This is a genomic window from Flavobacterium psychraerolatum, from assembly GCF_025960985.1.
GTDB lineage: Bacteria > Bacteroidota > Bacteroidia > Flavobacteriales > Flavobacteriaceae > Flavobacterium.
In genome coordinates, this window is record NZ_JAOQMX010000060.1 from 1 (window position 1) to 21,600 (window position 21,600).

A 21,600-nucleotide genomic window follows, 5' to 3' on the forward strand; every position below is an offset into this window, starting at 1 on the left:
TCAGAGAACTCTATGAGATTTTGACCTTTAAAAATTTCCATTATTTCTATGTTTTTCAATACTTTAAAGATATGAATTTAACTGCTTACCTCAATCTATTTATATTCGGTTTTACGATCAGAATTTACAGTTGGAATAATCTTTACTTACCAAAAATAGATAGCGAAAACTCTTGGTTGTATTGGTATAAATTTATTTATTATCCAACCTATAACAGACTTGATGGGCTTTTAATTGGAGTTTCTATTGCCGGAATTTATCAGTTTCTTCCAAACTTTTGGAACAAAATTTCAAAACTTGGAAATCTGAACATTGTTTTAAGTCTAATAATTATGACTTGTGCATTTTTCTTGTGCCATGAACAGCAAACATATTATGCTTCTATTTTTGGTTTCCCATTAGTTTCTATTGGTTATGGATTTTTAGTAATTGGTGCGATTAGTCCAAATAGTTTTCTATTCAAATGGAAATCAAAAACAACAAAATTATTGGCAACGCTATCATTTGCAATTTATTTAACTCACAAAGGAATAATTCATATAACACAAAATTTATTTGAAAACATAAAAATAGATAGTAATTTAATCTTGCTTATCTGCATTGGAACTTGCTTAATTGGTGCATATTTGTTAAATCTATTGATTGAAAAACCATTTATGAAATTACGAAACCGTATAATTGAAAATAAATAAAAAAGCGATCGTACAATAGCCGTTTGCTAAGATTGGGGATTTAGTGGAATTAGCGTTTTTTTACTACATTTACGTTCAGACGAAAATACTCGGTTTCAAAAGTACCCAACCTCGGCAAGCGCCAAGACGCTATATAGGATAAGAAAGCTTTTTTATAATACTGTATAGCTGCTTTTAAATCAATGAAAACTATTTTTTAGAATAAAATATAATGCCTTTTATGAAAAACACAGTTGTTTTATTTTACCTATTATTCTTGAGTATTCAAACAGTTTCATCCCAAGAGAATACTGCTTTGGTTACGACCAATTTTACACATCAAGATAGTTTACGTGGTGGAATATCTAAAGAAAGAATTTGGTGGGACGTAAAAAAATATGAACTTCAAATAAAAATTAATCCTAAAGACAGTTCTATTGTTGGTTCGAATAAAGTCATTTACTCCGTTATTAATGAGTATGATACGATGCAAATTGATTTGCAAGAACCCCTCCAAATTACAAAAATAATTCAAGAAGGTTTACCATTGAAATACAAAAGAGATGGAAGCGCATACTTTATAACCTTAGATAAAAAGCAACTAGTAGGAGCGTTAAATGAACTTACTATTTATTACGAGGGTAAACCAAAATCAGCAATAAATGCACCTTGGGATGGTGGTATTGTTTGGAAAAAAGATGCAAACGGTCATCCATTTATAGCCTCATCTTGTCAAGGAATTGGTGCCAGTGTTTGGTGGCCAAATAAAGATCATATGTATGACGAAGTCGAAAGCATGGACATTAGTGTCAACGTACCATCCAATTTGATAGCAGTTGCCAATGGTAGGTTGAAAAGTAGGCAAGAACTAAATGATGGAACAACTACATTTAAATGGTCGGTTGTTAACCCTATTAATAATTATGGGGTGAATTTTAATATAGGTGATTTTGTTTCTTTTTCAGAAATTTATAAAGGAGAGAAAGGAAATCTAGACTGTACCTATTACATTCTTAGATCGAATTTAGAAAAAGCAAAAAACCAATTTAAGGATGTCACTCGAATGCTTAAAGCTTTAGAATATTGGTTTGGAGCATATCCATTTTATGAAGATGGGTATAAATTGGTTGAAACACCATTCTTGGGTATGGAGCATCAAAGTGATATTAGTTATGGTAATGGTTTTAAAAATGGCTATCGTGGATCTGATTTAAGTGGTACCGGTTGGGGATTAAAATTTGATTTTATAATCATTCATGAATCGGGTCACGAGTGGTTTGGAAATAATATCACAAACAAAGATCGCGCTGATATGTGGATACACGAGAGTTTTACTAGCTATTCTGAAACTCTTTTTCTCGAATATTATTATGGAAAATTAGCTGCAGATGAGTATGTACGTGGTACGAGACGTAATATTTCTAATGACAAGCCCATAATTGGATCTTATAATGTCAATGATCAGGGTTCTGGTGATATGTATTTTAAGGGTGCAAATATGTTGCATACGCTGCGCCAAATAATGGACAATGACAAAAAGTGGCGTAAAATGCTTAGAGGATTAAATAGTACCTTTTACCATCAAATTGTTGCATCTCAGCAAATAGAAGATTATTTATCGAAAGCAGCAAAACGAGATTTAACTCCCTTTTTCAATCAATATTTGCGAGATATTCGTGTTCCAACTTTAGAATATAAAATAATTCAAAATAAATTGCAATATCGTTGGTCAAATAGTGTGGACGGCTTTGATATGCCAATCAAAATTAATGCAGATGGAAAAATAAAATGTATTCACCCTACATTGGAGTGGAAAACACTAACAATAAGTCGCGGAATTGACAGTATTAAAGTGGATCCTAATTATTATATAAATGTAAAAGCAAATTAGAAATTAATTTTACTAATTTTACCACTGCATTGCAATCTTAACTTGATCAATCATTATGAAAAATTCAGCTACTTTTTTATTTCTTTCTCTTTTTAATGTATTAGGTGTTTTTGCGCAAAATAATGTAAAAGACAAAGAGGTAGTAAAAACGGTTGTTGTCGTTAAAGAAACAGCACCATTGCAAGTATTTGATTCCATTACTTTCGAAAAATCAGCAGAAATGCTTCCAGAGGATCAGTATTGGGCTATTATCGAAAAGTCAAAAGAAGCAAACCTTACTCAGGCGTATCAAGAAATTTTCATAACAAATGAGCTTGAAAAATTAACTCCAAAAGAAATCATAGGTTTCCGATTGCGTACAGATAAATTATTATTCGATACCTATAAATCCAATTTGTGGTGTGCTGCATACATTATGAATAGCGGTACAGATGGTGGATTTGATTATTTCAGATGCTGGATCATTGCTCAAGGAAAAGATGTTTTTGACAAAGCAGTGGCAAATCCTGACAGTTTAGACGATTTAGTGCAAGAAGGCAAAGAATCTTATGAATTTGAAGGTTTTTGGTTTGTTGCCATGAATGCGTTTATGAATAAAACCGACCATGAAATTTACGATTATATTGATTATGATACCTTTGTGACTAATGATGAGCATTATCCATTAATTACTTTCAATTGGAGCGTAGATGAACCAAAATCAATGGAGAAAGTTTGCCCAATATTGTTCAAGAAGTTCATCAAATAGGCTAAAACATTTGTTTATAATTACTTTTTAGAATAAGATTTTTTGAATAAAATAGTGGTTTAAATCGCAAACAGCCCAATAGTACCACCTACCCAATCTTTGTCTTGATTGTATTTTACACCAATCATTTCGCCACGGCTCAGTCGTACCAAATTAGTAAGTATAACTGGATTTTCGTCATCATCCTTCCAAGTACACAACATTCTCACTTCGACCTTTATTTTTTGGTCAGGAGCTTGTAGAATAGGGAGGTAATGCACTTTTTTTTGTAAAATATAGTTTTCTTTGTCAACTACTGCTTCAATATCAGCTTTTGTGACATGAAAAATAACTCCTGCACCTGAGAACGAAAAAAGAGGCTTTAAAACATAGTTCTCTAAATCTTCAGGAATTTGTTCTAAATCACTAAGTAAAATGGTATCAATAAAGTATTTACCTTTTAATAAGGGAAGTATAAATTTACTAATCCTAAAAAACCAATTTGGGTGACCTGCCCATTCTACGTCCAAATCATCAGAGAAGCTAAAGTGCAATTTCAAATCGGTACGGGCATCAAGTTCGTCAAATATGACGCGGTTGTAAATTCGTTTCACAAGAATTTCTTGCCCATTTTTGTTTTTGTAGAATAATTGATTTCCTTTTTTTATTAGTTCCGTAACACATACAGGGGTAACGCCTAGATCTCGTTTACAATAATCAAAGTCAATTTTTGTGGGTTGGTTATCAGGTGCTATTTCGAGTAAAATTACATTTTCTCTTGGATGATTATTGCAAATTACATCTCTCAAAATAGCAAGATACTCCTCCTGAGAAGCTCCATTGACATAAGGTGTAAAAGATGCTAAAAAAGGATAAACTTCTTTAAATTTTTCGAATAAATTATTTTGAAAATTAAACAAAGACGGAAATCCTTGTACTTCAATTAACTTAGGAATGGTTTGCCCGTTTTCTTCGCAAATACCAAAATCAATAGCCATAAAATTAGTATGGCTATCTTCATTAGGGACTTTGTTGTTTTTTCCTAATGACTTGTTAGTCAATTCATTAAATTCTTCTTTCTTAATAAAAGCTATAACATTATTACAACCTTCTATTAATTGGTATTTTAATGTATTCGAAATAAAAAAAGGAGTTTCAGCAATTCTAAATTTGGGTTTATAATCAAAATCGCATGCAATAGCGTCCTTAAGATTTTGGTATTTTTCTTCTGAGAATTCAGTATTAAATTGTTCCCTATATTTAGCAATCATAAATAGTTACCTTATTTAATTTGACATTATTTTTTTAGTCTCAATCAAGTCATTTATTGCAATCCGAAGAAAATTAGGAATCAAAGTTTCATTGGTTTTATATATTTTATCATCATCTAATAAGTCTTCGAGCATATTTCTAAATTTTCGCTTACCTTTCATTTCTCGGATTTTATCTTTGGCTTCTTTATCTCTAAGGTACGCAATAAAACTAATTGGGTCTGCTTCTGGGTGATATTGTGTACCTACAAAGTAATCGGTGAAACGAACAGCCATTATTGCTCTTTCATATTGAACATTATCTCTTATTTTTTCTAAGGAAAGAATTTTAGCTCCTTTTCTTTTAAAAACAGTCAATTTAGGCTGTATAACTTGATAATCTCTTGAATCAATTGCATAAAACGGGTCACTTAAACCTTCAAATATTGAATCTTTTTCTCCTTCTGCAGTTTTATGAATGGTCATTACTCCAAAAGAGGTATCTTTTCTTTTTGTAATCTCTGCCAAACCAAAATGTTTACAAGCCATTTGAAATGAATGACAGATAAATAGTACGTGCTTTTTTTCTGTATTTTCAACATTCCATTTGGTTAAACTATCAATGAATTGATAATACTTTACTTCCCATTCTCCATTTCCCTCTAATGGATTTCCAGGGCCTCCAGTCGAAATGTAAATATCATAATTTTTAATATCTGGAATTTCACATTTAGAACGTACATCAAAAATATCAAATTTTATTATAGGTGAAAACCGTGTTATGATATCAATAATACACCGCATCCCTTGATTAGGTTGTCCATCATACATGTCTAAAATGGCCATCCTAATTGTTTTTTTCTTGTTCATTTTGTGGTATTTAAAATAAAATACAAATATAAGGTATTTATTTATAAGCCTTTTGTGAACTCATTAGTGATGAAGTCAACCACTTTTTTTAGGTCATTCGTTTCTTCAAATACAGCTAATTGTTTGGCTGCACCTGTACCATTTTTAAGAATTTCATGAACATAATTGATGTGTACTCTACTACCTAATTCATCTACAACGTCATCAATAAAGTCTAATAACTCATGAATTAAAATTCGTGTTTCAACTTCTTTCTCTAATCCAAAATCAATCAAATAACCTTCGATACCATAGCGTGCCGCTCTAAATTTGTTTTCTTTAATCAAAGCCAATCTGTAATTGTTTAAACTCATATTACTTTGATTAATTTTATATAATTTTGCAACAAGCGCTTGAATGATAGATACAATACACATCGTTTCTTCTACAGTTAGGCACATATCACAAATACGAAACTCTATAGTATGATAAATAGGGTGTAATCGTAAATCCCACCAAATTTTCCTTGGATTATCAATGCAGTTCGTTTTTAATAAGGTATTTATAAAACTGTCATACGAAGCCAAACAATCAAAATATTCAGGTAATCCGGTTCTTGGAAATTTGTCAAAGACTTTTGTTCTATACGATTTGTAACCTGTTTGTCTGCCTTCCCAAAAAGGGGAATTGGTAGACAATGCAAAAATATGAGGTAAAAAATAGCAAGCTTGGTTCATCAATTGCAGACCAATTTCTCTATTTTCAATCCCAACATGACAGTGCATTCCAAAAATCAAATTAGATCGTGCTGCATCTTGCATTTCATTAATAATACTATGATACCTTGGGTCATCTGTAATTAATTGATCTTGCCATTTAGCAAACGGATGTGTTCCCGCGCCTCCAACAATTAAATTTTGGTTGTCTGCTAATTCTACAATTTTGGAGCGTAAAAATTTGATTTCAATTTCGGCTTCATGAACATTATTGCATATATTAGTACCTACTTCTACAACAGATTGGTGCATTTCTGCTTTGACTTGTTCTTTTAATAATGTCTTTGCTCCATCAACAATTTTAGATAAATGGGACCGTAGATCTCTCGTTTCTGGATCTATAATTTGATACTCTTCTTCAATTCCAAGCGTAAACACAGGTAATTTTTTCATTTATGGAAAAATTAATAAATATAAATTTATAATTGGTTTAGTTTGTTGGTTTGTAATGGTTGTTTAAGTACTACTACATCCATGCTTTTAGTACCGTCTTAGTGATACAATTAAATCTATGTTCTATTCCTTATGAAGAACACTCTTAATGATAAGCTGTAAAAAGGTCATAATGACTAAAAAAGGATGTTTTGATTTCTCGATTTAGATTGTGACTATTCCGTTTGGAGTAGTTCACTTTTATCTCTTTTGTTTTAACAAGTATAATGAAAAAAGGAATATAAATTCCTTGTGGAATCTAGTTTTTTCATAATTTTTTAGTGATAAAAAAATTAAATTATTAAAAAGTTAAGAAAATACGTTTAAAGTGAATTAATGTTTAAATAAGTTGAAAATTGGATTATTCATTCGCATTGTTTTCAAATAATTGTACTTGACTTTTGAGTCTTTCGATTAAAATAGTCATCATTCTTTTATTTAAACTAGAGGAATTTTTAATGTATAATTGATATTCATCTATTGTGAATAAGGCGATAATCATTCCTTTGAGAGCATTTCGATATTTAATATCTTTTTGAATGGCATTTTCGACCATTGCCAATTTTTTTTCAACCGATTGTGCGTAAAAATCTTTTTTATACTTGGTAATGTAATTTAGAAACGAAGCAACAAATAAATCATTCTGAAGCTTTAAAATGGGGCGTAATACTTGGTTTTGAAAATTTTCATCCGATGAGGATTGGGAAGTAATGGTTCCTATTGATTCTCCTCTAAATTCCTTTAAAAACAGATCTCTTTGGCTCATTTTTTTTATTTAAAATTAGCAAAAAATACTTTAGCAAGTTGTATTTTAGCATTATAAAATTAAAATCATGAGATTTCATACAAGAAAATGGGTTAAGCCCCAAGACTTAAATCCCAACGGAACTTTATTTGGAGGACAATTGCTAGCCTGGATTGACGAAGAGTTGGCATTATATTCAATTATTCAATTAGAAAATTCTAGAGTAGTGACAAAATCAATGTCCGAAATTAACTTTCGCAGTTCTGCTAGGCAAGGTGATGTTATAGAGATTGGTATTGCTGTAGTTAAGTTTGGTCACACCTCTCTCACCTTAAAGTGTGAAGCACGTAATATGATGACTCGTGAAACAATTATTACTATTGATGCAACTACAATGGTGAATTTAGGAACTGATGGTAAGCCTAAAGCACACGGTAAAACAGAAGTTGAATTTGTAAAAGATCGAATAGCTGAAAATTAAAAAAGTTCTAATTTGTACTTAATGTATACAAATTAGAACTTTGTTTTTTTTGTCGAAAAATACTAAGCTGTTTCTAGGTATTTTTTCTCAATATAAAAGGTTCCAAACGGAATTAAAGAAGCAATAAGAATAATTCCAAATGTTTTCCAATCCCATTTCTGAGCATTTTTTAATAAAATAGCCAAGCCAACATAGCTAATGAACAGTATACCATGACTCATTCCAATTGGATATAATAAACTATGGTACAATTCGAAGTTATTTGGTTTTATAAATAGCATGTTGGAAAACAAAACTAAATATGAAATACCTTCTAATATTGCGACAATTTTAAAAATTTTGAACATTTGTATTTTTTTAATTTCGAGCAAAAATAAGTAATATCATTGATTTGATACCCATATAAGTAACTAAATTAACAATTAGGTTTGCAATTTTAAATTATGAGTAAGAGAGATTTAAAAAAATATGTATCAGAATTAAATAAAGAACAACTCGAAGCGCAAATTTTGGAGTTGTACGATAAGTTCCCTCCCGTGAAGGTATATTATAATTTTGTATTCAACCCGAAAGAAGATAGTCTACTTCAGGAAAGTAAATTAAAAATTTCTAATGAATATTTTCCTGTAAAAGTGGGTCGAAGAACCAAACCAAAAATGAGACGATCGGTGGCCCAAAAGTTTATTAAACACTTTTTGTCGTTGGGAGTTGATTCTTTTATTATTGCAGATTTGATGTTGTACAATATCGAAATTGCACAAACTTTTTCTGCCGAAAACCACATCAAACAAGAGCTATTTTTTAAAAGTATGTTGAATTCTTATCAGCAACTAGTGCAATATGTGATTGCAAACGGAATTATTACCGATTTTAAAGGTAGAATTACGGCAATTCATCAAGAAACTGTGGCTCAAAAATGGAGGAATCATGCCCTTTTTGGTACAGTTTTGGAGCCTTTTGATTACTAATACTACTAAATTTCTTATTTATTGAAAGATTCTATTTCTTTTTGTTTAAATATTATGGTTTGCCTGTTTTTTCGACGTATTTTTGCAAAAACTCAATATAGGCATGCACGAACATATTTTAGACGTAGAAAAGGAAGATAAAAAAGAACTTTATGCATATCAAAAAAGCGATATTGATGCTATTTTTGAGCGTATAGACAATGGACCAAAGCAACATCACTTATTATATCAACTACCAACGGGTGGAGGTAAAACAGTAATATTTTCTGAAATTGTTCGTAGATATATTTCTAAGCACCAAAAGAAAGTGGTTGTATTAACTCATAGAATCGAGTTATGTAAACAAACTTCTAAAATGCTAAAAGGTTTTGGAGTAAAAAATAAAATAATCAATAGTAAGGTAAAAGATCTACCAGATCAAAACGATTTTTCTTGTTTTGTGGCCATGGTCGAAACTTTAAAAAACCGTATCAATGATGAGAAATTACATCTAGACAATATCGGTTTGGTAATTATTGATGAGGCACACTACAATTCCTTTAGAAAATTATTAAGTTCCTTTAAAAATGCTTTTATATTAGGAGTAACAGCAACACCGCTGAGTTCTAATATTAAATTGCCTATGCACCAAAGTTATGATGAATTGATAGTAGGAGATACTATTGCTTCGTTAATTGATCAAGGGTTTTTGGCTAAAGCAGTAACATATAGTTATGACGTAGGATTAACTACGTTGAAAGTAGGGATTAATGGAGATTATACGGTAAAATCATCCGATGATTTGTACACCAATACACTCATGCAAGAAAAATTACTGCATGCGTATACTGAAAGATCGTTGGGAAAAAAAACCTTAATTTTTAATAATGGTATCAATACATCACTGTATGTATATGAAACTTTTAGAGAAGCAGGGTACCCTGTGCGTCACCTTGATAATACAAGCAGTAATGAGGAACGAAAAGAAATTTTACACTGGTTCAAGCACACACCAGATGCTATTTTATCATCAGTAGGAATTCTAACAACTGGATTTGATGAGCCTACGGTTGAAACGATTATCCTAAATAGAGCAACAAAATCACTAACATTATATTATCAAATGATTGGTCGTGGTTCTCGTAAATTACCATTTAAGGACGAATTCTCAGTGATCGATTTAGGGAATAATGCTGCGCGTTTTGGACTTTGGAGTGAACCGGTTAACTGGCAACATATCTTCAAATCCCCCGAATTTTATCTTGAAAATTTACGTGACGACTCGGAAATCGAATTGCACTTTAAATATACAATGCCTCCAGAATTGCGTGAAAAGTTTAGCAAAACAGAAGATGTTACTTTTGATGTAGACGAAGAGCACAAGCTGGCTATTGCCCAAAATTCACGTTCCAAAGTAGTTCTTGAAAAGTCACTGGATCAACATGCAGGAATGTGTGTAGACAATACCAATGAATTAAGAGATGCTAGAATGTTGTCGAAAGAACTTGCTGCTGACATTGATTGTCGTATAAAACGGTATTCAAAATGTTTGAGTCAGTGTAGTAAAAATTACCGTGAGTGGTTGGTTGAAGATTATACTTTGAAACTGACACTTTTGATAGGTAAAAAATTTAGAGAAAAAATATTACGTGAATTAGATGAGGAAGAAGACGAAGATTAATCGTTTACTTTTTTTATAAATTTACATTAAACAATAACATTCAAATGTCAAAACAATTCTTAGATTTAGGAATTTCAGCAGCAATTCTAAAAGCAATTACCGAATTGAACATTGTTGAGCCTACAGAAATTCAACAAAAAACAATTCCGTTACTTTTAAGCAATGCTACAGACTTAGTCGGTATAGCTAAAACAGGTACTGGTAAAACTGCCGCATTTGGATTGCCATTATTGCAGCTTATTGATACCACAAATACTGCTGTTCAAGCTATTATTTTGGCACCCACAAGAGAGTTAGGGCATCAAATTTTTAATAATTTGGAGTCATTTGCCAAATATTTGCCAGAAATCTCAATCGCTGCAACTTGTGGAGGAATTCCGATCAAGCCACAAATGGAGCGCCTGCAATCTACAACGCATATTGTAGTAGCAACTCCGGGACGTTTGATCGATTTGATCGAAAGAAAAGCAATTGATCTTTCAACAGCTTCTTTTTTGGTATTGGATGAAGCAGATGAAATGGTTACCATTCTTAAAGATAGTTTGGATACCATCGTAGCTGCACTACCCAAAGCACACAAAACAATTTTGTTCTCTGCAACTATGCCAGGAACAATCAAGCAATTAATTCAGAATTATTTGCATAAAAATGTTGTGCAAATAAGTGCAAGTATGGAAACTGTAGGTAATCAAGGGATAGACCACCAGTATATTGTGGTTGATCCTATTGAAAAACTGGATGTTTTGATGCATTTTTTGAATAGTAAAGAAGGAGAAAGAGGAATAATCTTTTGTAAAACCAAAGCAGCAGTTAACAAATTAGCCAAAAATCTAGCGATTAATCGTTTTTCATCTGGAGCTATTCACGGTAGTTTGAGCCAAGGAATACGAGATAGAATTATGGATCAATTTCGTGAAGGTCATATCAATATTTTGGTAGCAACCGATTTGGCTGCGAGAGGAATTGATGTAAAAGAAGTTTCTTATGTAATAAATTATCATTTGCCAGATGTTTATGAAGCATACGTACATAGAAGTGGGCGTACAGCAAGGGCAGGGGCAAAAGGACTTTCGTTGACAGTTCTTCAACCAGAAGAGGTAACTGAAATTGCTGATTTTGAAAAAGAATTAGGAATTAAATTTCATCTATTCCAAAAACCTTCGGAAACGAGTATTGAAGAGAATAATACTCTTTTATGGGCTAAACAAATCTTCAAAACCAAACCGAACCATGAAGTAGATCAACAGTTAAAAGCTAAAATTAAAACTGTTTTTCATCACCTTACGAAAGATGAATTGGTTGATAAAATTTTGGCAAATTATTTACTTCAAAATAAAAATACACCAGCAGAGAAACCTGTTAAGAAATTAAAGAAAAAATAAAACACAATAATTAAATCTTATGGAAGTCGTAATTATCGGAGGTGGTTTTGCAGGGATGAATCTAGCAAAAGAACTATTGAATCAAGATGGAGTTCGTGTAACTTTGGTTGACAAAAATAACTACAATTTTTTTCCGCCTTTAATCTATCAGGTAGCAACTGCTTATTTGGAGCCTTCCAGTATTAGTTATCCTTTTAGAAAATTTTTTGCAGGGAAAAAAAATCTTCAATTTCGATTAGGAGAATTTCATGAAGTTATTCCTAATGAAAATAAAGTTATTCTAAGCAATGGTGAATTGTTGTATGATCAATTAATTTTTGCTACTGGAGCAGAAACTAGTTATTTTGGTATGGAAAACGTTAAAAAGAACGCCATACCTATGAAAACATTGAATGATGCAATTGTTATGCGTAACACTTTATTGAAAAACTTAGAAAAAGCAGCTATTACTAAGGATATACGTAAACGTCGTAAATTATTAACAGTTGTTGTAGCAGGTGGTGGCCCCACAGGTGTCGAAATTTCAGGAATGTTTGCTGAAATGCGCAAGAATATTTTCTTGAAAGAGTATCCTGAGTTGGGTACAACAGCAAGTAATATTTATTTAGTTGATGGTGCTTCTGCATTATTAACACCAATGAGTAAAGAATCACAAGAAGATACCTATAAAGCAATTACCGAGCTAGGGGTTATTGTGAAGTTAAATAATAATGTAGTGGATTATGTTGATGATACTGTACATTTTGCCAATGGAGATACCATTCAGACCAAAAATTTAATTTGGGCTGCAGGTGTTACAGCTAGAGAATTCAAAGGATTGCCTGCTGATTGTTACGGTCGTGGAAAACGTTTAAAGACAGATGCTTTTAATAAAGTTGAAGGAACTGAAAATATTTATGCAATTGGGGACACTTGTATTCAATTTAATGATCCAAGTTTTGAGCATGGTCATCCACAAGTAGCACAAGTAGCAATTCAACAAGGTATTAATTTGGCTAAAAATTTCAAATTAAAACTTCAAAATAAGGTCACTGTGCCATTTATTTATAATGATAAAGGTGCGATGGCTATTATTGGTAAGAACAAAGCTGTAGTAGATTTGCCAAAACCAAAAATGCATTTCAAAGGCTTCTTTGCTTGGTTTATTTGGTTGTTTGTCCATTTAATTTCATTGATTACTTATAGAAATAAAATAAAAACTTTCTACAACTGGATGGTAGCCTATTTTTCTAAAGATAATTCCTTAAGAATGATCATAAGACCCGATAAGAAAGCGCCCAAAACACCAACCGTTGAATTATAATACTTGATTTATAAAACTGTAAAAACCCTTTAAGATGAATTTCTCAATATTAAAGGGTTTTTTATTTGTTTGAATTTGACGGCACATAAATAAAAAGTGAATCAATAGACAATATTGTTTACTTTTTCTAGTTTTCTCTCAAATTTTTAACTTGTTTTTTGTGGTTGTTGGTTTTAAAGTTGTTGCAAAGAAGCATTAGCTATATTAGAATGATTATATGGTTGCAACCTTTTTTTCTAATGATACAGATGAAGTCATGATTTTGGAGTTTGTGCTTATAGTGACATTTTTTTTGTTGATATTACTACTAATCAAAATACTGAACTTGAAAGGCTTTGTAAACTGATTTTAACAGTTCTGTTTATGGAGATTTAATTTAATAGTTACAGATTTTTCTAATTCAAAATCAATGCTTTATTTTTGATTTTTAATGTTTGTGATAGTATTTAAATAGTATTTTTTTGTACGAAGGCTTTTTAAGTTGCTTCATAGTTGAGAAGCGATTTTTTTTGTTGTAATTTTGATTTTTAAAGCAAAATCAATTGAGATTAATAGTAAATAAGACCGTTGCCGACATAAAATTGTTTAAAAAACAGCTATTGACTTGGTCGCAGCAACATCGCGAAATCACCTTTTTAGATAGTAATGATTATCCACAAGAATATGCTACTTATGACTGTGTATTGGCAGTTGACGCCTTTACTTCACTAAAAACAGATTACCATAATGCTTTTGAAGATTTAAAGCAATACCAACAAACTACACAAGATTGGTTGTTTGGGTATTTGTCGTATGATTTAAAAAATGATACTGAGGATTTAAAATCTAAAAATTTTGATGGATTGGATTTTCCTGATTTATTTTTTTATCAACCCAAAAAGTTATTTTTGATTAAAGGAGATGTAGTCGAAATGCAGTACTTACACTTTTGTGATGATGAACTTGAAGATGACTTTTTAGAAATTATAAATACACCTTTGTGGTCTAGTCTTGATGAGCGGTCGTTGGAGATTAAACAGCGAATTTCAAAAGAAGACTACCTAAAAAAGGCGAAGGTTTTGCTCGGAAAAATTCATCACGGACAAGTGTACGAGGCTAATTTCTGCATGGAATTTTATGCAGAGCATGTTCAAATAAATCCATTGGAAACCTATTTGAAGTTAAACGAAATTTCGAAACCACCTTTTTCCGTTTTCTTCAAAAATCATAAACAGTATTTACTTTCTGCTTCGCCGGAACGCTATTTGAAAAAGGAAGGTGAAGTTATTATTTCACAACCGATCAAAGGAACAGCAAAACGCTTTGAAGATCCTGAAGAAGACGAACGTTCGAAACTAGAATTGGCATCCAACCCAAAAGAGCGAGCAGAAAATATCATGATCACCGACTTGGTGCGGAATGATTTATCACATACTGCACAACGTGGCTCTGTGCAAGTGAAGGCCTTATGTGAGATTAAAAGTTTTTTGCAAGTGCATCAAATGGTTTCAACTATTACGTCAAGATTAGATGGTCAATATTCTGTTATAGATGTGATTAAGAAAAGTTTCCCTATGGGTAGTATGACGGGTGCGCCCAAAATATCTGCTATGAATATTATCGAAGAGCTGGAAGAAACCAAAAGAGGTTTGTACAGTGGTGCAGTAGGCTACTTTAGTCCTACAGGTGATTTTGATTTTAATGTTGTAATCCGAAGCATCTTGTACAATCAAGAAAAGGAATATGTTTCTTTTTCGGTTGGGAGTGCTATCACGGCCATGTCAATTGCCGAAAATGAATACGAAGAATGTTTGCTAAAAGCCAAAGCAATGCGACAGGTTTTGGAGTAAGAAGCTTGATTTAACCCTTTTTAGTTTGTTTTGATGTATGTCAGTTTGAGCTAATAGAATACTTTTTAGTATTGTTGATTAACGTACCGAGCGCTTCGACAAGCTCAGCGAGACAAAGTTTTAAATTGAAATTAGAGTAGGTAAGACGTTAATCTATTTTTGTCCACTGTCTGTCTGAGCCTGTCGAAGACTTTTTGTATTGCTGATTAACGTGCCGAGCGCTTCGACAAGCTCAGTGAGACAAAGTTTTAAATTGAAATTTGAATAGGAAGAATGTCTTTTTATTTTCATCGTCTGTCAGTCTGAGCTTGTCGAAGGCTTTTTGAATTGATGATTTACGTGTCGAGCGCTTCGACAAGCTCAGCGAGACAAAATTTTAAATTGAAATTAAAGTAGGTAGAATGTTAATCTATATTCATCGTCTGTCAGTCTGACCTTGTCGAAGACTTTTTGTATAGTTGATCAATGTGCCGATCGCTTCGACAAGCTCAGCGAGACAAAGTTTTAAATTGAAATTAGAGTAGGTAGAATGTTAATCTATATTAATCGTCTGTCAGTCAGAGCTTGTCGAAGACTTTTTGTATAGTTGATCAATGTGCCGATCGCTTCGACAAGCTCAGCGAGACAAAGTTTTAAATTGAAATTTGAATAGGAAGAATTTCTATTCATTTTTATCGTCTGTCAGTCAGAGCTTGTCGAAGACTTTTTGTATAGTTGATCAATGTGCCGAGCGCTTCGACAAGCTCAGCGAGACAAAGTTTTAAATTGAAAGTAGAGTAGGGATGATGCTAATCTATAATTCATCGTCTGTCAGTCTGAGCTTGTCGAAGACTAAATAATATGAAACAGATCAATCAAAAGGCAAATCTAGATTAATAGATTTTCGAAGCTAAATAATTAGTAGTTAAAAAATAAATAAAAATGATAGAACGTTTTAAAAAGCAGTTGCAAGCAAGGTTTTCGTTTTTAGAAAATAAAAAACTATTGTTGGCTACAAGCGGCGGACTGGACAGTATGGTGATGGTCGATTTATTTCGAAAGGCTAAATTTAATATTGCAATTGCGCATTGCAATTTTCAACTGCGAGGTCTGGAAAGTTTTGGGGATCAAAATTTCGTTCAAGAATATGCCGAGGCACATGCGATTCCGTTTTTTTTGACACAATTTGATACAACTGCTTTTGCAAATGATTACAAACTTTCGACTCAAGTGGCTGCGCGCGAGTTGCGCTACAACTGGTTTTATGAAGTGTTACAAGAGGAAGGCTATGATTATATCCTTACCGCGCACCATGCAGATGATAATATCGAAACTTTCCTTATTAATTTATCTAGAGGCACCGGGTTAGATGGGTTTACCGGTATTCCTGAGCAAAACGGCGAAATTGTGCGTCCTATGTTGTCTTTAACTCGTGAAGATATTTTGGAATACGCGCAAAATGAAGGCTTGCAGTGGCGTGAAGACAGTAGTAATGCCTCAGATAAATATGTTCGAAATAAGATTCGCCACCATTTGGTACCGCTTTTAAAATCGCTTAATCCGCAGTTTATGGAAGCGTTTCAAAAAACACAATCGTATTTACAAGACGCCTCCGAAATGGTGGAAGATGCTTCAACGATGGTGTATCAACAAGTTGTACATCAGGAGGATGAAGTGTTTTATATCGATTTAAAGCAGTTGTTGAAATTACCAAATTACAAAGCATACTTATATCAGTGGTTGAAAGATTTTGGTTTTACCTCTTGGGACGATATTTACGAATTGGTTGATAGTTTGTCAGGAAAACAAATTTATTCGTCTGATTTTCGGTTGATCAAAGATAGAGAGCAGTTAATTTTGAGTCCAATTGTTGAGGAGGATGCTAACCTTTCATTTTTGGTACACAAAGAGGAGCAAGACGTTAATCTTCCCTTAAAACTGACCTTGCAAGAGGTAGATTCGATCACAGATCCTTCAAATACGAGTATATTTGTGGACGCTGAAAAGTTGGTTTTTCCGTTGGTTTTAAAAAAATGGATCGAAGGCGATGATTTTCAACCCTTAGGTATGGGCGGAAAGTCAAAAAAGCTGAGTAAATTTTTTAAAGACGAAAAAATGTCTTTACTCGAAAAAGAAGCTACTTGGGTGCTTTGGTCTGGAGATACAGTCGTTTGGATTGTGGGTAAAAGGGTAGATGAGCGTTTTAAAGTACGCAAACAAACATTAAAAATATTAAATATTCAATTGGTATAATGAAGAAGATATACTTTTTATTACTGACTATTTTGGCTTTTGCCAATGTAAATGCACAAATTTTAGATCCTGCAAAATGGAAATCGTCCCTCGAGAAGAAATTAGATGACAGTTATATTCTGACTTTTACCGCGGTGATCGAAAAAGACTGGCACCTGTACTCGCAGTTTACACCAGATGGTGGACCACTACCTTTGGAATTGGAATTTAAAAATCAAAAAGGCAATTATACCTTAGTTGGTAAAGCGAAAGAAAGTAAAACACGTACGGCTTTCAACGATATTTTTGAAGTCAATGAAACGTTTTTTGAGGGGAAGGCGCAAATACAGCAAGAAATTAAAATCGTAAACGCAAAATTAGCTACGATTGATGCTGTTTTAAACTATCAAGTGTGTAAAGACGTATGTATCAATCAGGAGAAAAAGTTTAGTTTTTCTATTCCTACCAGTACTTTAAATGGTAGCAGTACGATTGAAAAACCAGTGCTAGACGCTGTGAGTGCAGATACGCTTGCGCCAAGCTTAGGTGAAGCTAATGTAATGGAAACGAACATTCAAGAGTCGGTAACCAAAAGCATTGCGATTAATGATAAAGAGGAGAAAAAAGGACTTTGGTCTATATTCTTCATCGCTTTTATATCTGGATTTGCTGCTTTGTTAACGCCTTGTGTTTTTCCGTTGATTCCTATGACAGTTAGTTTTTTTACCAAACAAAGTAAAACAAGAGCGGCCGGAATTCGAAATGCCATTTTTTACGGAATCTCAATCATTGTGATTTATGTTGTTTTGGGATTGGTGGTAACGACAATTTTTGGAGCAGGAGCGTTGAATGCCTTGTCAACCAATGTATGGTTTAATATTATTTTCTTTGTACTACTGGTTTTCTTTGCAGTGTCCTTTTTGGGTGCTTTTGAGATTGTTTTACCCAATGCATGGGCTAACAAAGTTGATTCGCAAGCTGATCGTGGCGGAATTATCGGAATTTTATTCATGGCCTTGGCTTTGGCTATTGTTTCGTTCTCTTGTACGGGCCCGATCGTGGGAACCTTGTTGGTTGAAGCAGCTTCCAAGGGCGGAATCGCTCCTGTAGTTGGTATGTTTGGGTTTTCGTTAGCAATGGCTTTGCCTTTTATGTTTTTTGCTTTGTTTCCTGGGTTCTTGCAATCGCTACCAAAATCAGGTGGTTGGCTGAATACTGTGAAAGTATTTTTAGGATTTTTAGAATTAGCCTTAGCCTTTAAATTTTTATCGAATGCTGATTTGGTTTTACAATTGCATTTATTGGAAAGAGAAGTGTTTCTAGCAATTTGGATCGCTATTTTTGGAGTGTTGGCACTTTATCTATTTGGTAAGATTTCAATGCCACACGATAGTCCGATGACTCATATTTCGGTAGGAAGAGCTATGATGGGAATATTGATTCTGACCTTTACCATTTATTTAATTCCGGGATTATGGGGAGCACCTTTAAAATTGACCAGTGCTTTTATTCCGCCCTTGGAATACAGTGAAAGTCCACATGGAGTTGGAGGTTCTGGAACAGCCAGTGGAATTGCAGCGCCTGATGGTGCAAAAATTGGAGTTCATGGCTTGACAATTTTTGAAGATTATGACAAAGGAGTGGCTTATGCTAAAACAGTAAACAAACCAATTTTACTTGACTTCACTGGCTATGCTTGTGTGAATTGTAGAAAAATGGAAAACAATGTATGGTCTGATCCCAAAGTGTTATCTATTTTGAAAGATAAAGTAGTTTTGATTTCGCTTTACGTGGATGATAAAAGAGAATTACCAAAAAGTGAGCAAAGCATTTCAAAAACGACTGGTAACGAAATAGAAACAGTAGGAGAGAAGTGGACCGATTTTATGATTTCGCGCTACAAAACCAATACGCAACCTTTATATGTTTTGACCGATTTAGAAGGAAACAGTTTGAATACGGCGCAACCAACCATAAGTTATGTTGGGATTGATGTTTATGAAAATTGGCTTAACATTGGAATAGCTGGATTTTAAGGAATTGCACAAATTAAAATATATAGAGAAACCTCGTTTTATGGATGTAAAGCGAGGTTTTTTATTTTAAAGAACAACTAGTTTTTTGATTTATAACAAACACAAGTACAATATAGTGCAATCTAATTTTGGTCTCATCAAGCGCAGTCGAGATGCATTAGTGGTTCTCGACTGCGCTCGAACTGACAATAGGACTGTTTTATAAATAGTATTGGTATTATTCCTCTTTTGTGATCGATGTCTCCGAATTGGGTGAGGGGTAGAAGCTAGCTACCGAAGTAGCGCGGATGACCCGACGGCATTATAGAAAGGAGCTTTGTAGGCGCAAACTACGGTAAGCTCCTTTTTATAATGGCGGCACCCCCAAATAGTAATGCAAAAAAAAACACTCTAAAGACGAATCCTTAGAGTGTTTGGTTATAATGAGACTAGGTATTAAAGGTATTCTCCGTGTTGAGAGATGTCTAATCCTAATTCTTCTTTGTCTTCAGTTACACGTAGTGGTGTAATTTTGTTTACGATAAAGAATAAAGCGTATGAACCTACAAAAGCAAATACAGATACTATAATCATTGCTGTTAATTGTGTGATGAATAGCTTGGAATCTCCAAAGATCAACCCTTGGTTTTCTCCTACTGCAGGGTTAATTGCATTGGATGCAAAAACTCCTGTTAGTAACATACCAACCATTCCACCTACACCGTGACAAGCAAAAACGTCAAGAGCATCATCAATTTTTCCTTTAGAAAATAGGGTAACCATATAATTACTAACTAAACTACTGAAAATACCGATGAAGATTGCGTGTGGAATACTTACGAATCCTGCTGCTGGAGTGATCGCAACCAATCCAACTACAGTCCCAATACAAGCACCCATTGCAGATACTTTGTGGCCTAATATTTTATCCATAAAGATCCAGGCCATTCCTGCGGCAGCGGCAGCTACAGTTGTGGTTCCAAGTGCTTGTACTGCCAATCCGTTAGCTCCTAGTGAAGATCCCGCATTGAAACCAAACCAACCAAACCATAATAAGGCTGTTCCTAGTAAAACATAAGTGATACGAGCTGGATTTACTTTTTGTATTTTTCTTTTTCCTAGGAACATAGCTCCAGCAAGTGCAGCCCACCCTGCGCTCATGTGTACCACCGTACCACCAGCGAAGTCTAATACTCCCATTTTGAAAAAGAATCCATCTGCATGCCAAGTCATGTGGCATAATGGTGTGTAAATAAATAAGGTAAAAAATACCATGAATAACATATAAGCCCAAAAACGAATCCTCTCTGCAAAAGCTCCTGTAATCAAAGCAGGTGTGATGATGGCAAATTTGGCTTGAAATAAAGCAAATAATAAAAATGGAATTGTACCCCAAGCGGTATGAATGTCTACACCTTGAAACATGAAGTAATCCATTGGGTTTCCTATGAAGCCACCAATACTGGTTCCAAAGGATAAACTAAAACCAACTAATACCCATAGAATAGTAACGATCAACATGGCCATGAAACTTTGTAACATGGTACTGATAACATTTTTTTTACCGACCATTCCACCATAAAAGAAGCCAAGTCCTGGAGTCATGATAAGAACTAATGCGGTTGCAACAATCATCCAAGCGGTGTCTCCTGTATCAAAAGAAGCGGCTTCTGCTGGTAATGCAGTTGGAGTTAAAATAAAGGTAGAAAATAACGTTAGAACTGAAAGCGCGATAAGAATCACACTAAGAATAATTTTTCTCATACAATTGTTGATATTAGTTATAGTTTTTTTTGCAAAGTTATTAAAATATTAATTAAGCAAGTGTCTAACCTATGAAAAATAAGGGGTTTGGTTTTATTTTTTGATTATTTTGTAATGCTACCCCCTTAATTTTTACCTATTGTGTTAAATAGGTACTTAAATTCAGAATATAATAATCGCGTTCTTTTTATCGTGTGTTTTTTCTGTAAAATATTTTATAAGGTGGAGTTTTTATTGTTTTTTAAAAGGAAGAAAGGGTTGAAAAGTAGTGTTTAGGGATTAATAGTATATTTGAAAAGATAGTTGGTCTTATAAGGCGGAATTTTTATAATAGGTTAAAACGAAAAGTTTTGATCTAAACAACTTGAATAAGGTAAGTTATACCAAAATAAGTTGTCTTCAGTATATAATACGGATGTTTTTATCAAATTTAGAAAATAGATTAATTGCAATGCATTGTTATTTCAAGTTTTTGAATCTCTTTTTAACAGAATCCGTGGCTACTTTTTTTAAGTTATATAAAGTGAATAAAGTTGTGTTTTCAGGTTTAATCTTTTTTATTGGTCCCAAAAATAGTTAAAACTATGTACTTTAGTGCATTTCGCTTTTAGCTTCTAAAAATGTACTTTTGAGATATGGATTTTCA

The 21,600-nt window shown here is 33.2% G+C and carries 17 protein-coding genes; 11 read left to right on the top strand and 6 right to left on the bottom strand.

From position 1 onward, the window contains the following. The 3 genes from M2326_RS16240 to M2326_RS16250 form a co-directional block, all read left to right on the top strand. A partial coding sequence (locus tag M2326_RS16240; protein WP_413603277.1) for an acyltransferase family protein occupies window positions 1-692 on the top strand: 692 nt, incomplete at its 5' end. A gap of 220 nt (window positions 693-912) precedes the next feature. After that, entirely contained in the window at window positions 913-2,562 is a 1,650-nt protein-coding gene (locus M2326_RS16245; protein ID WP_264620596.1) for a M1 family metallopeptidase, read from the top strand. Window positions 2,563-2,617: 55 nt separating this feature from the next. Beyond that, window positions 2,618-3,310 carry a DUF4240 domain-containing protein gene (locus M2326_RS16250; RefSeq protein WP_264620597.1) on the top strand — a complete coding sequence of 231 codons (693 nt, stop codon included), beginning with the start codon at window positions 2,618-2,620 and terminating at the stop codon, window positions 3,308-3,310. A 59-nt stretch (window positions 3,311-3,369) separates the two neighbouring features. Here M2326_RS16250 and M2326_RS16255 read toward each other — a convergent pair whose 3' ends face one another. The 4 genes from M2326_RS16255 to M2326_RS16270 all read right to left on the bottom strand — a co-directional run bounded on the left by M2326_RS16255 (window position 3,370) and on the right by M2326_RS16270 (window position 7,362). Then, window positions 3,370-4,560: an ATP-grasp domain-containing protein gene (locus tag M2326_RS16255; protein ID WP_264620598.1), complete on the bottom strand. Its 1,191-nt coding sequence runs from the start codon at window positions 4,558-4,560 to the stop codon at window positions 3,370-3,372. A 15-nt stretch (window positions 4,561-4,575) separates the two neighbouring features. Beyond that, on the bottom strand, window positions 4,576-5,409 hold the full coding sequence (locus M2326_RS16260; RefSeq protein ID WP_264620599.1) for a type 1 glutamine amidotransferase: 834 nt from the start codon (window positions 5,407-5,409) through the stop codon (window positions 4,576-4,578). Between the two features lie 41 nt (window positions 5,410-5,450). Continuing rightward, complete coding sequence (locus M2326_RS16265; protein ID WP_264620600.1) at window positions 5,451-6,557, bottom strand: carboxylate-amine ligase; 1,107 nt, start codon at window positions 6,555-6,557, stop codon at window positions 5,451-5,453. Window positions 6,558-6,957: 400 nt separating this feature from the next. Continuing rightward, on the bottom strand, window positions 6,958-7,362 hold the full coding sequence (locus M2326_RS16270) for a glyoxalase (RefSeq protein WP_264620601.1): 405 nt from the start codon (window positions 7,360-7,362) through the stop codon (window positions 6,958-6,960). Window positions 7,363-7,429: 67 nt separating this feature from the next. Between M2326_RS16270 and M2326_RS16275 the strand changes: the two genes are divergently transcribed. Further along, a complete protein-coding gene (locus tag M2326_RS16275; RefSeq protein ID WP_264620602.1) occupies window positions 7,430-7,822 on the top strand; it encodes an acyl-CoA thioesterase in 393 nt (130 codons plus the stop codon). Between the two features lie 62 nt (window positions 7,823-7,884). On the opposite strand, the gene M2326_RS16280 is transcribed toward M2326_RS16275, so the two are convergent. Beyond that, the gene (locus M2326_RS16280) at window positions 7,885-8,169 is read right to left on the bottom strand and encodes a DUF3817 domain-containing protein (protein WP_264620603.1); all 285 of its coding nucleotides are present in this window, start codon (window positions 8,167-8,169) and stop codon (window positions 7,885-7,887) included. 96 nt (window positions 8,170-8,265) lie between these two features. On the opposite strand from M2326_RS16280, the gene M2326_RS16285 reads away from it, so the two are divergent. The 7 genes from M2326_RS16285 (at window position 8,266) to M2326_RS16315 (ending at window position 19,211) form a co-directional block, all read left to right on the top strand. Then, on the top strand, window positions 8,266-8,790 hold the full coding sequence (locus M2326_RS16285; RefSeq protein ID WP_264620604.1) for a DUF6155 family protein: 525 nt from the start codon (window positions 8,266-8,268) through the stop codon (window positions 8,788-8,790). 103 nt (window positions 8,791-8,893) lie between these two features. Next, window positions 8,894-10,450, top strand: a complete 1,557-nt coding sequence (locus M2326_RS16290) for a DEAD/DEAH box helicase (RefSeq protein WP_264620605.1) — start codon at window positions 8,894-8,896, stop codon at window positions 10,448-10,450. A 44-nt stretch (window positions 10,451-10,494) separates the two neighbouring features. Next, window positions 10,495-11,832: a DEAD/DEAH box helicase gene (locus tag M2326_RS16295; RefSeq protein WP_264620606.1), complete on the top strand. Its 1,338-nt coding sequence runs from the start codon at window positions 10,495-10,497 to the stop codon at window positions 11,830-11,832. Window positions 11,833-11,851: 19 nt separating this feature from the next. Further along, the gene (locus M2326_RS16300) at window positions 11,852-13,135 is read left to right on the top strand and encodes an NAD(P)/FAD-dependent oxidoreductase (protein WP_264620607.1); all 1,284 of its coding nucleotides are present in this window, start codon (window positions 11,852-11,854) and stop codon (window positions 13,133-13,135) included. Between the two features lie 542 nt (window positions 13,136-13,677). Further along, a complete protein-coding gene (locus M2326_RS16305) occupies window positions 13,678-14,964 on the top strand; it encodes an anthranilate synthase component I family protein (RefSeq protein WP_264620608.1) in 1,287 nt (428 codons plus the stop codon). A gap of 921 nt (window positions 14,965-15,885) precedes the next feature. Next, complete coding sequence (tilS, locus tag M2326_RS16310) at window positions 15,886-17,196, top strand: tRNA lysidine(34) synthetase TilS (RefSeq protein ID WP_264620609.1); 1,311 nt, start codon at window positions 15,886-15,888, stop codon at window positions 17,194-17,196. Continuing rightward, window positions 17,196-19,211, top strand: a complete 2,016-nt coding sequence (locus M2326_RS16315; protein ID WP_264620610.1) for a protein-disulfide reductase DsbD family protein — start codon at window positions 17,196-17,198, stop codon at window positions 19,209-19,211. The genes tilS and M2326_RS16315 overlap by 1 nt, the downstream gene beginning before the upstream one ends. Before the next feature lie 435 nt (window positions 19,212-19,646). On the opposite strand, the gene M2326_RS16320 is transcribed toward M2326_RS16315, so the two are convergent. After that, window positions 19,647-20,954, bottom strand: a complete 1,308-nt coding sequence (locus tag M2326_RS16320; RefSeq protein WP_264620611.1) for an ammonium transporter — start codon at window positions 20,952-20,954, stop codon at window positions 19,647-19,649. Window positions 20,955-21,600 lie beyond the last annotated feature (646 nt).

Excerpts from the sequence above, each read along its gene's own strand:
- M2326_RS16315 (WP_264620610.1), top strand. The coding sequence starts at position 17,196 with ATGAAGAAGATATACTTTTTATTACTGACTATTTTGGCTTTTGCCAAT.
- M2326_RS16290 (WP_264620605.1), top strand. The coding sequence starts at position 8,894 with ATGCACGAACATATTTTAGACGTAGAAAAGGAAGATAAAAAAGAACTT.
- M2326_RS16260 (WP_264620599.1), bottom strand. The coding sequence starts at position 5,409 with ATGAACAAGAAAAAAACAATTAGGATGGCCATTTTAGACATGTATGAT.
- M2326_RS16255 (WP_264620598.1), bottom strand. The coding sequence starts at position 4,560 with ATGATTGCTAAATATAGGGAACAATTTAATACTGAATTCTCAGAAGAA.
- M2326_RS16250 (WP_264620597.1), top strand. The coding sequence starts at position 2,618 with ATGAAAAATTCAGCTACTTTTTTATTTCTTTCTCTTTTTAATGTATTA.
- M2326_RS16285 (WP_264620604.1), top strand. The coding sequence starts at position 8,266 with ATGAGTAAGAGAGATTTAAAAAAATATGTATCAGAATTAAATAAAGAA.
- M2326_RS16300 (WP_264620607.1), top strand. The coding sequence starts at position 11,852 with ATGGAAGTCGTAATTATCGGAGGTGGTTTTGCAGGGATGAATCTAGCA.
- M2326_RS16245 (WP_264620596.1), top strand. The coding sequence starts at position 913 with ATGAAAAACACAGTTGTTTTATTTTACCTATTATTCTTGAGTATTCAA.
- M2326_RS16295 (WP_264620606.1), top strand. The coding sequence starts at position 10,495 with ATGTCAAAACAATTCTTAGATTTAGGAATTTCAGCAGCAATTCTAAAA.
- M2326_RS16280 (WP_264620603.1), bottom strand. The coding sequence starts at position 8,169 with ATGTTCAAAATTTTTAAAATTGTCGCAATATTAGAAGGTATTTCATAT.
- M2326_RS16320 (WP_264620611.1), bottom strand. The coding sequence starts at position 20,954 with ATGAGAAAAATTATTCTTAGTGTGATTCTTATCGCGCTTTCAGTTCTA.
- M2326_RS16270 (WP_264620601.1), bottom strand. The coding sequence starts at position 7,362 with ATGAGCCAAAGAGATCTGTTTTTAAAGGAATTTAGAGGAGAATCAATA.
- tilS (WP_264620609.1), top strand. The coding sequence starts at position 15,886 with ATGATAGAACGTTTTAAAAAGCAGTTGCAAGCAAGGTTTTCGTTTTTA.
- M2326_RS16275 (WP_264620602.1), top strand. The coding sequence starts at position 7,430 with ATGAGATTTCATACAAGAAAATGGGTTAAGCCCCAAGACTTAAATCCC.
- M2326_RS16265 (WP_264620600.1), bottom strand. The coding sequence starts at position 6,557 with ATGAAAAAATTACCTGTGTTTACGCTTGGAATTGAAGAAGAGTATCAA.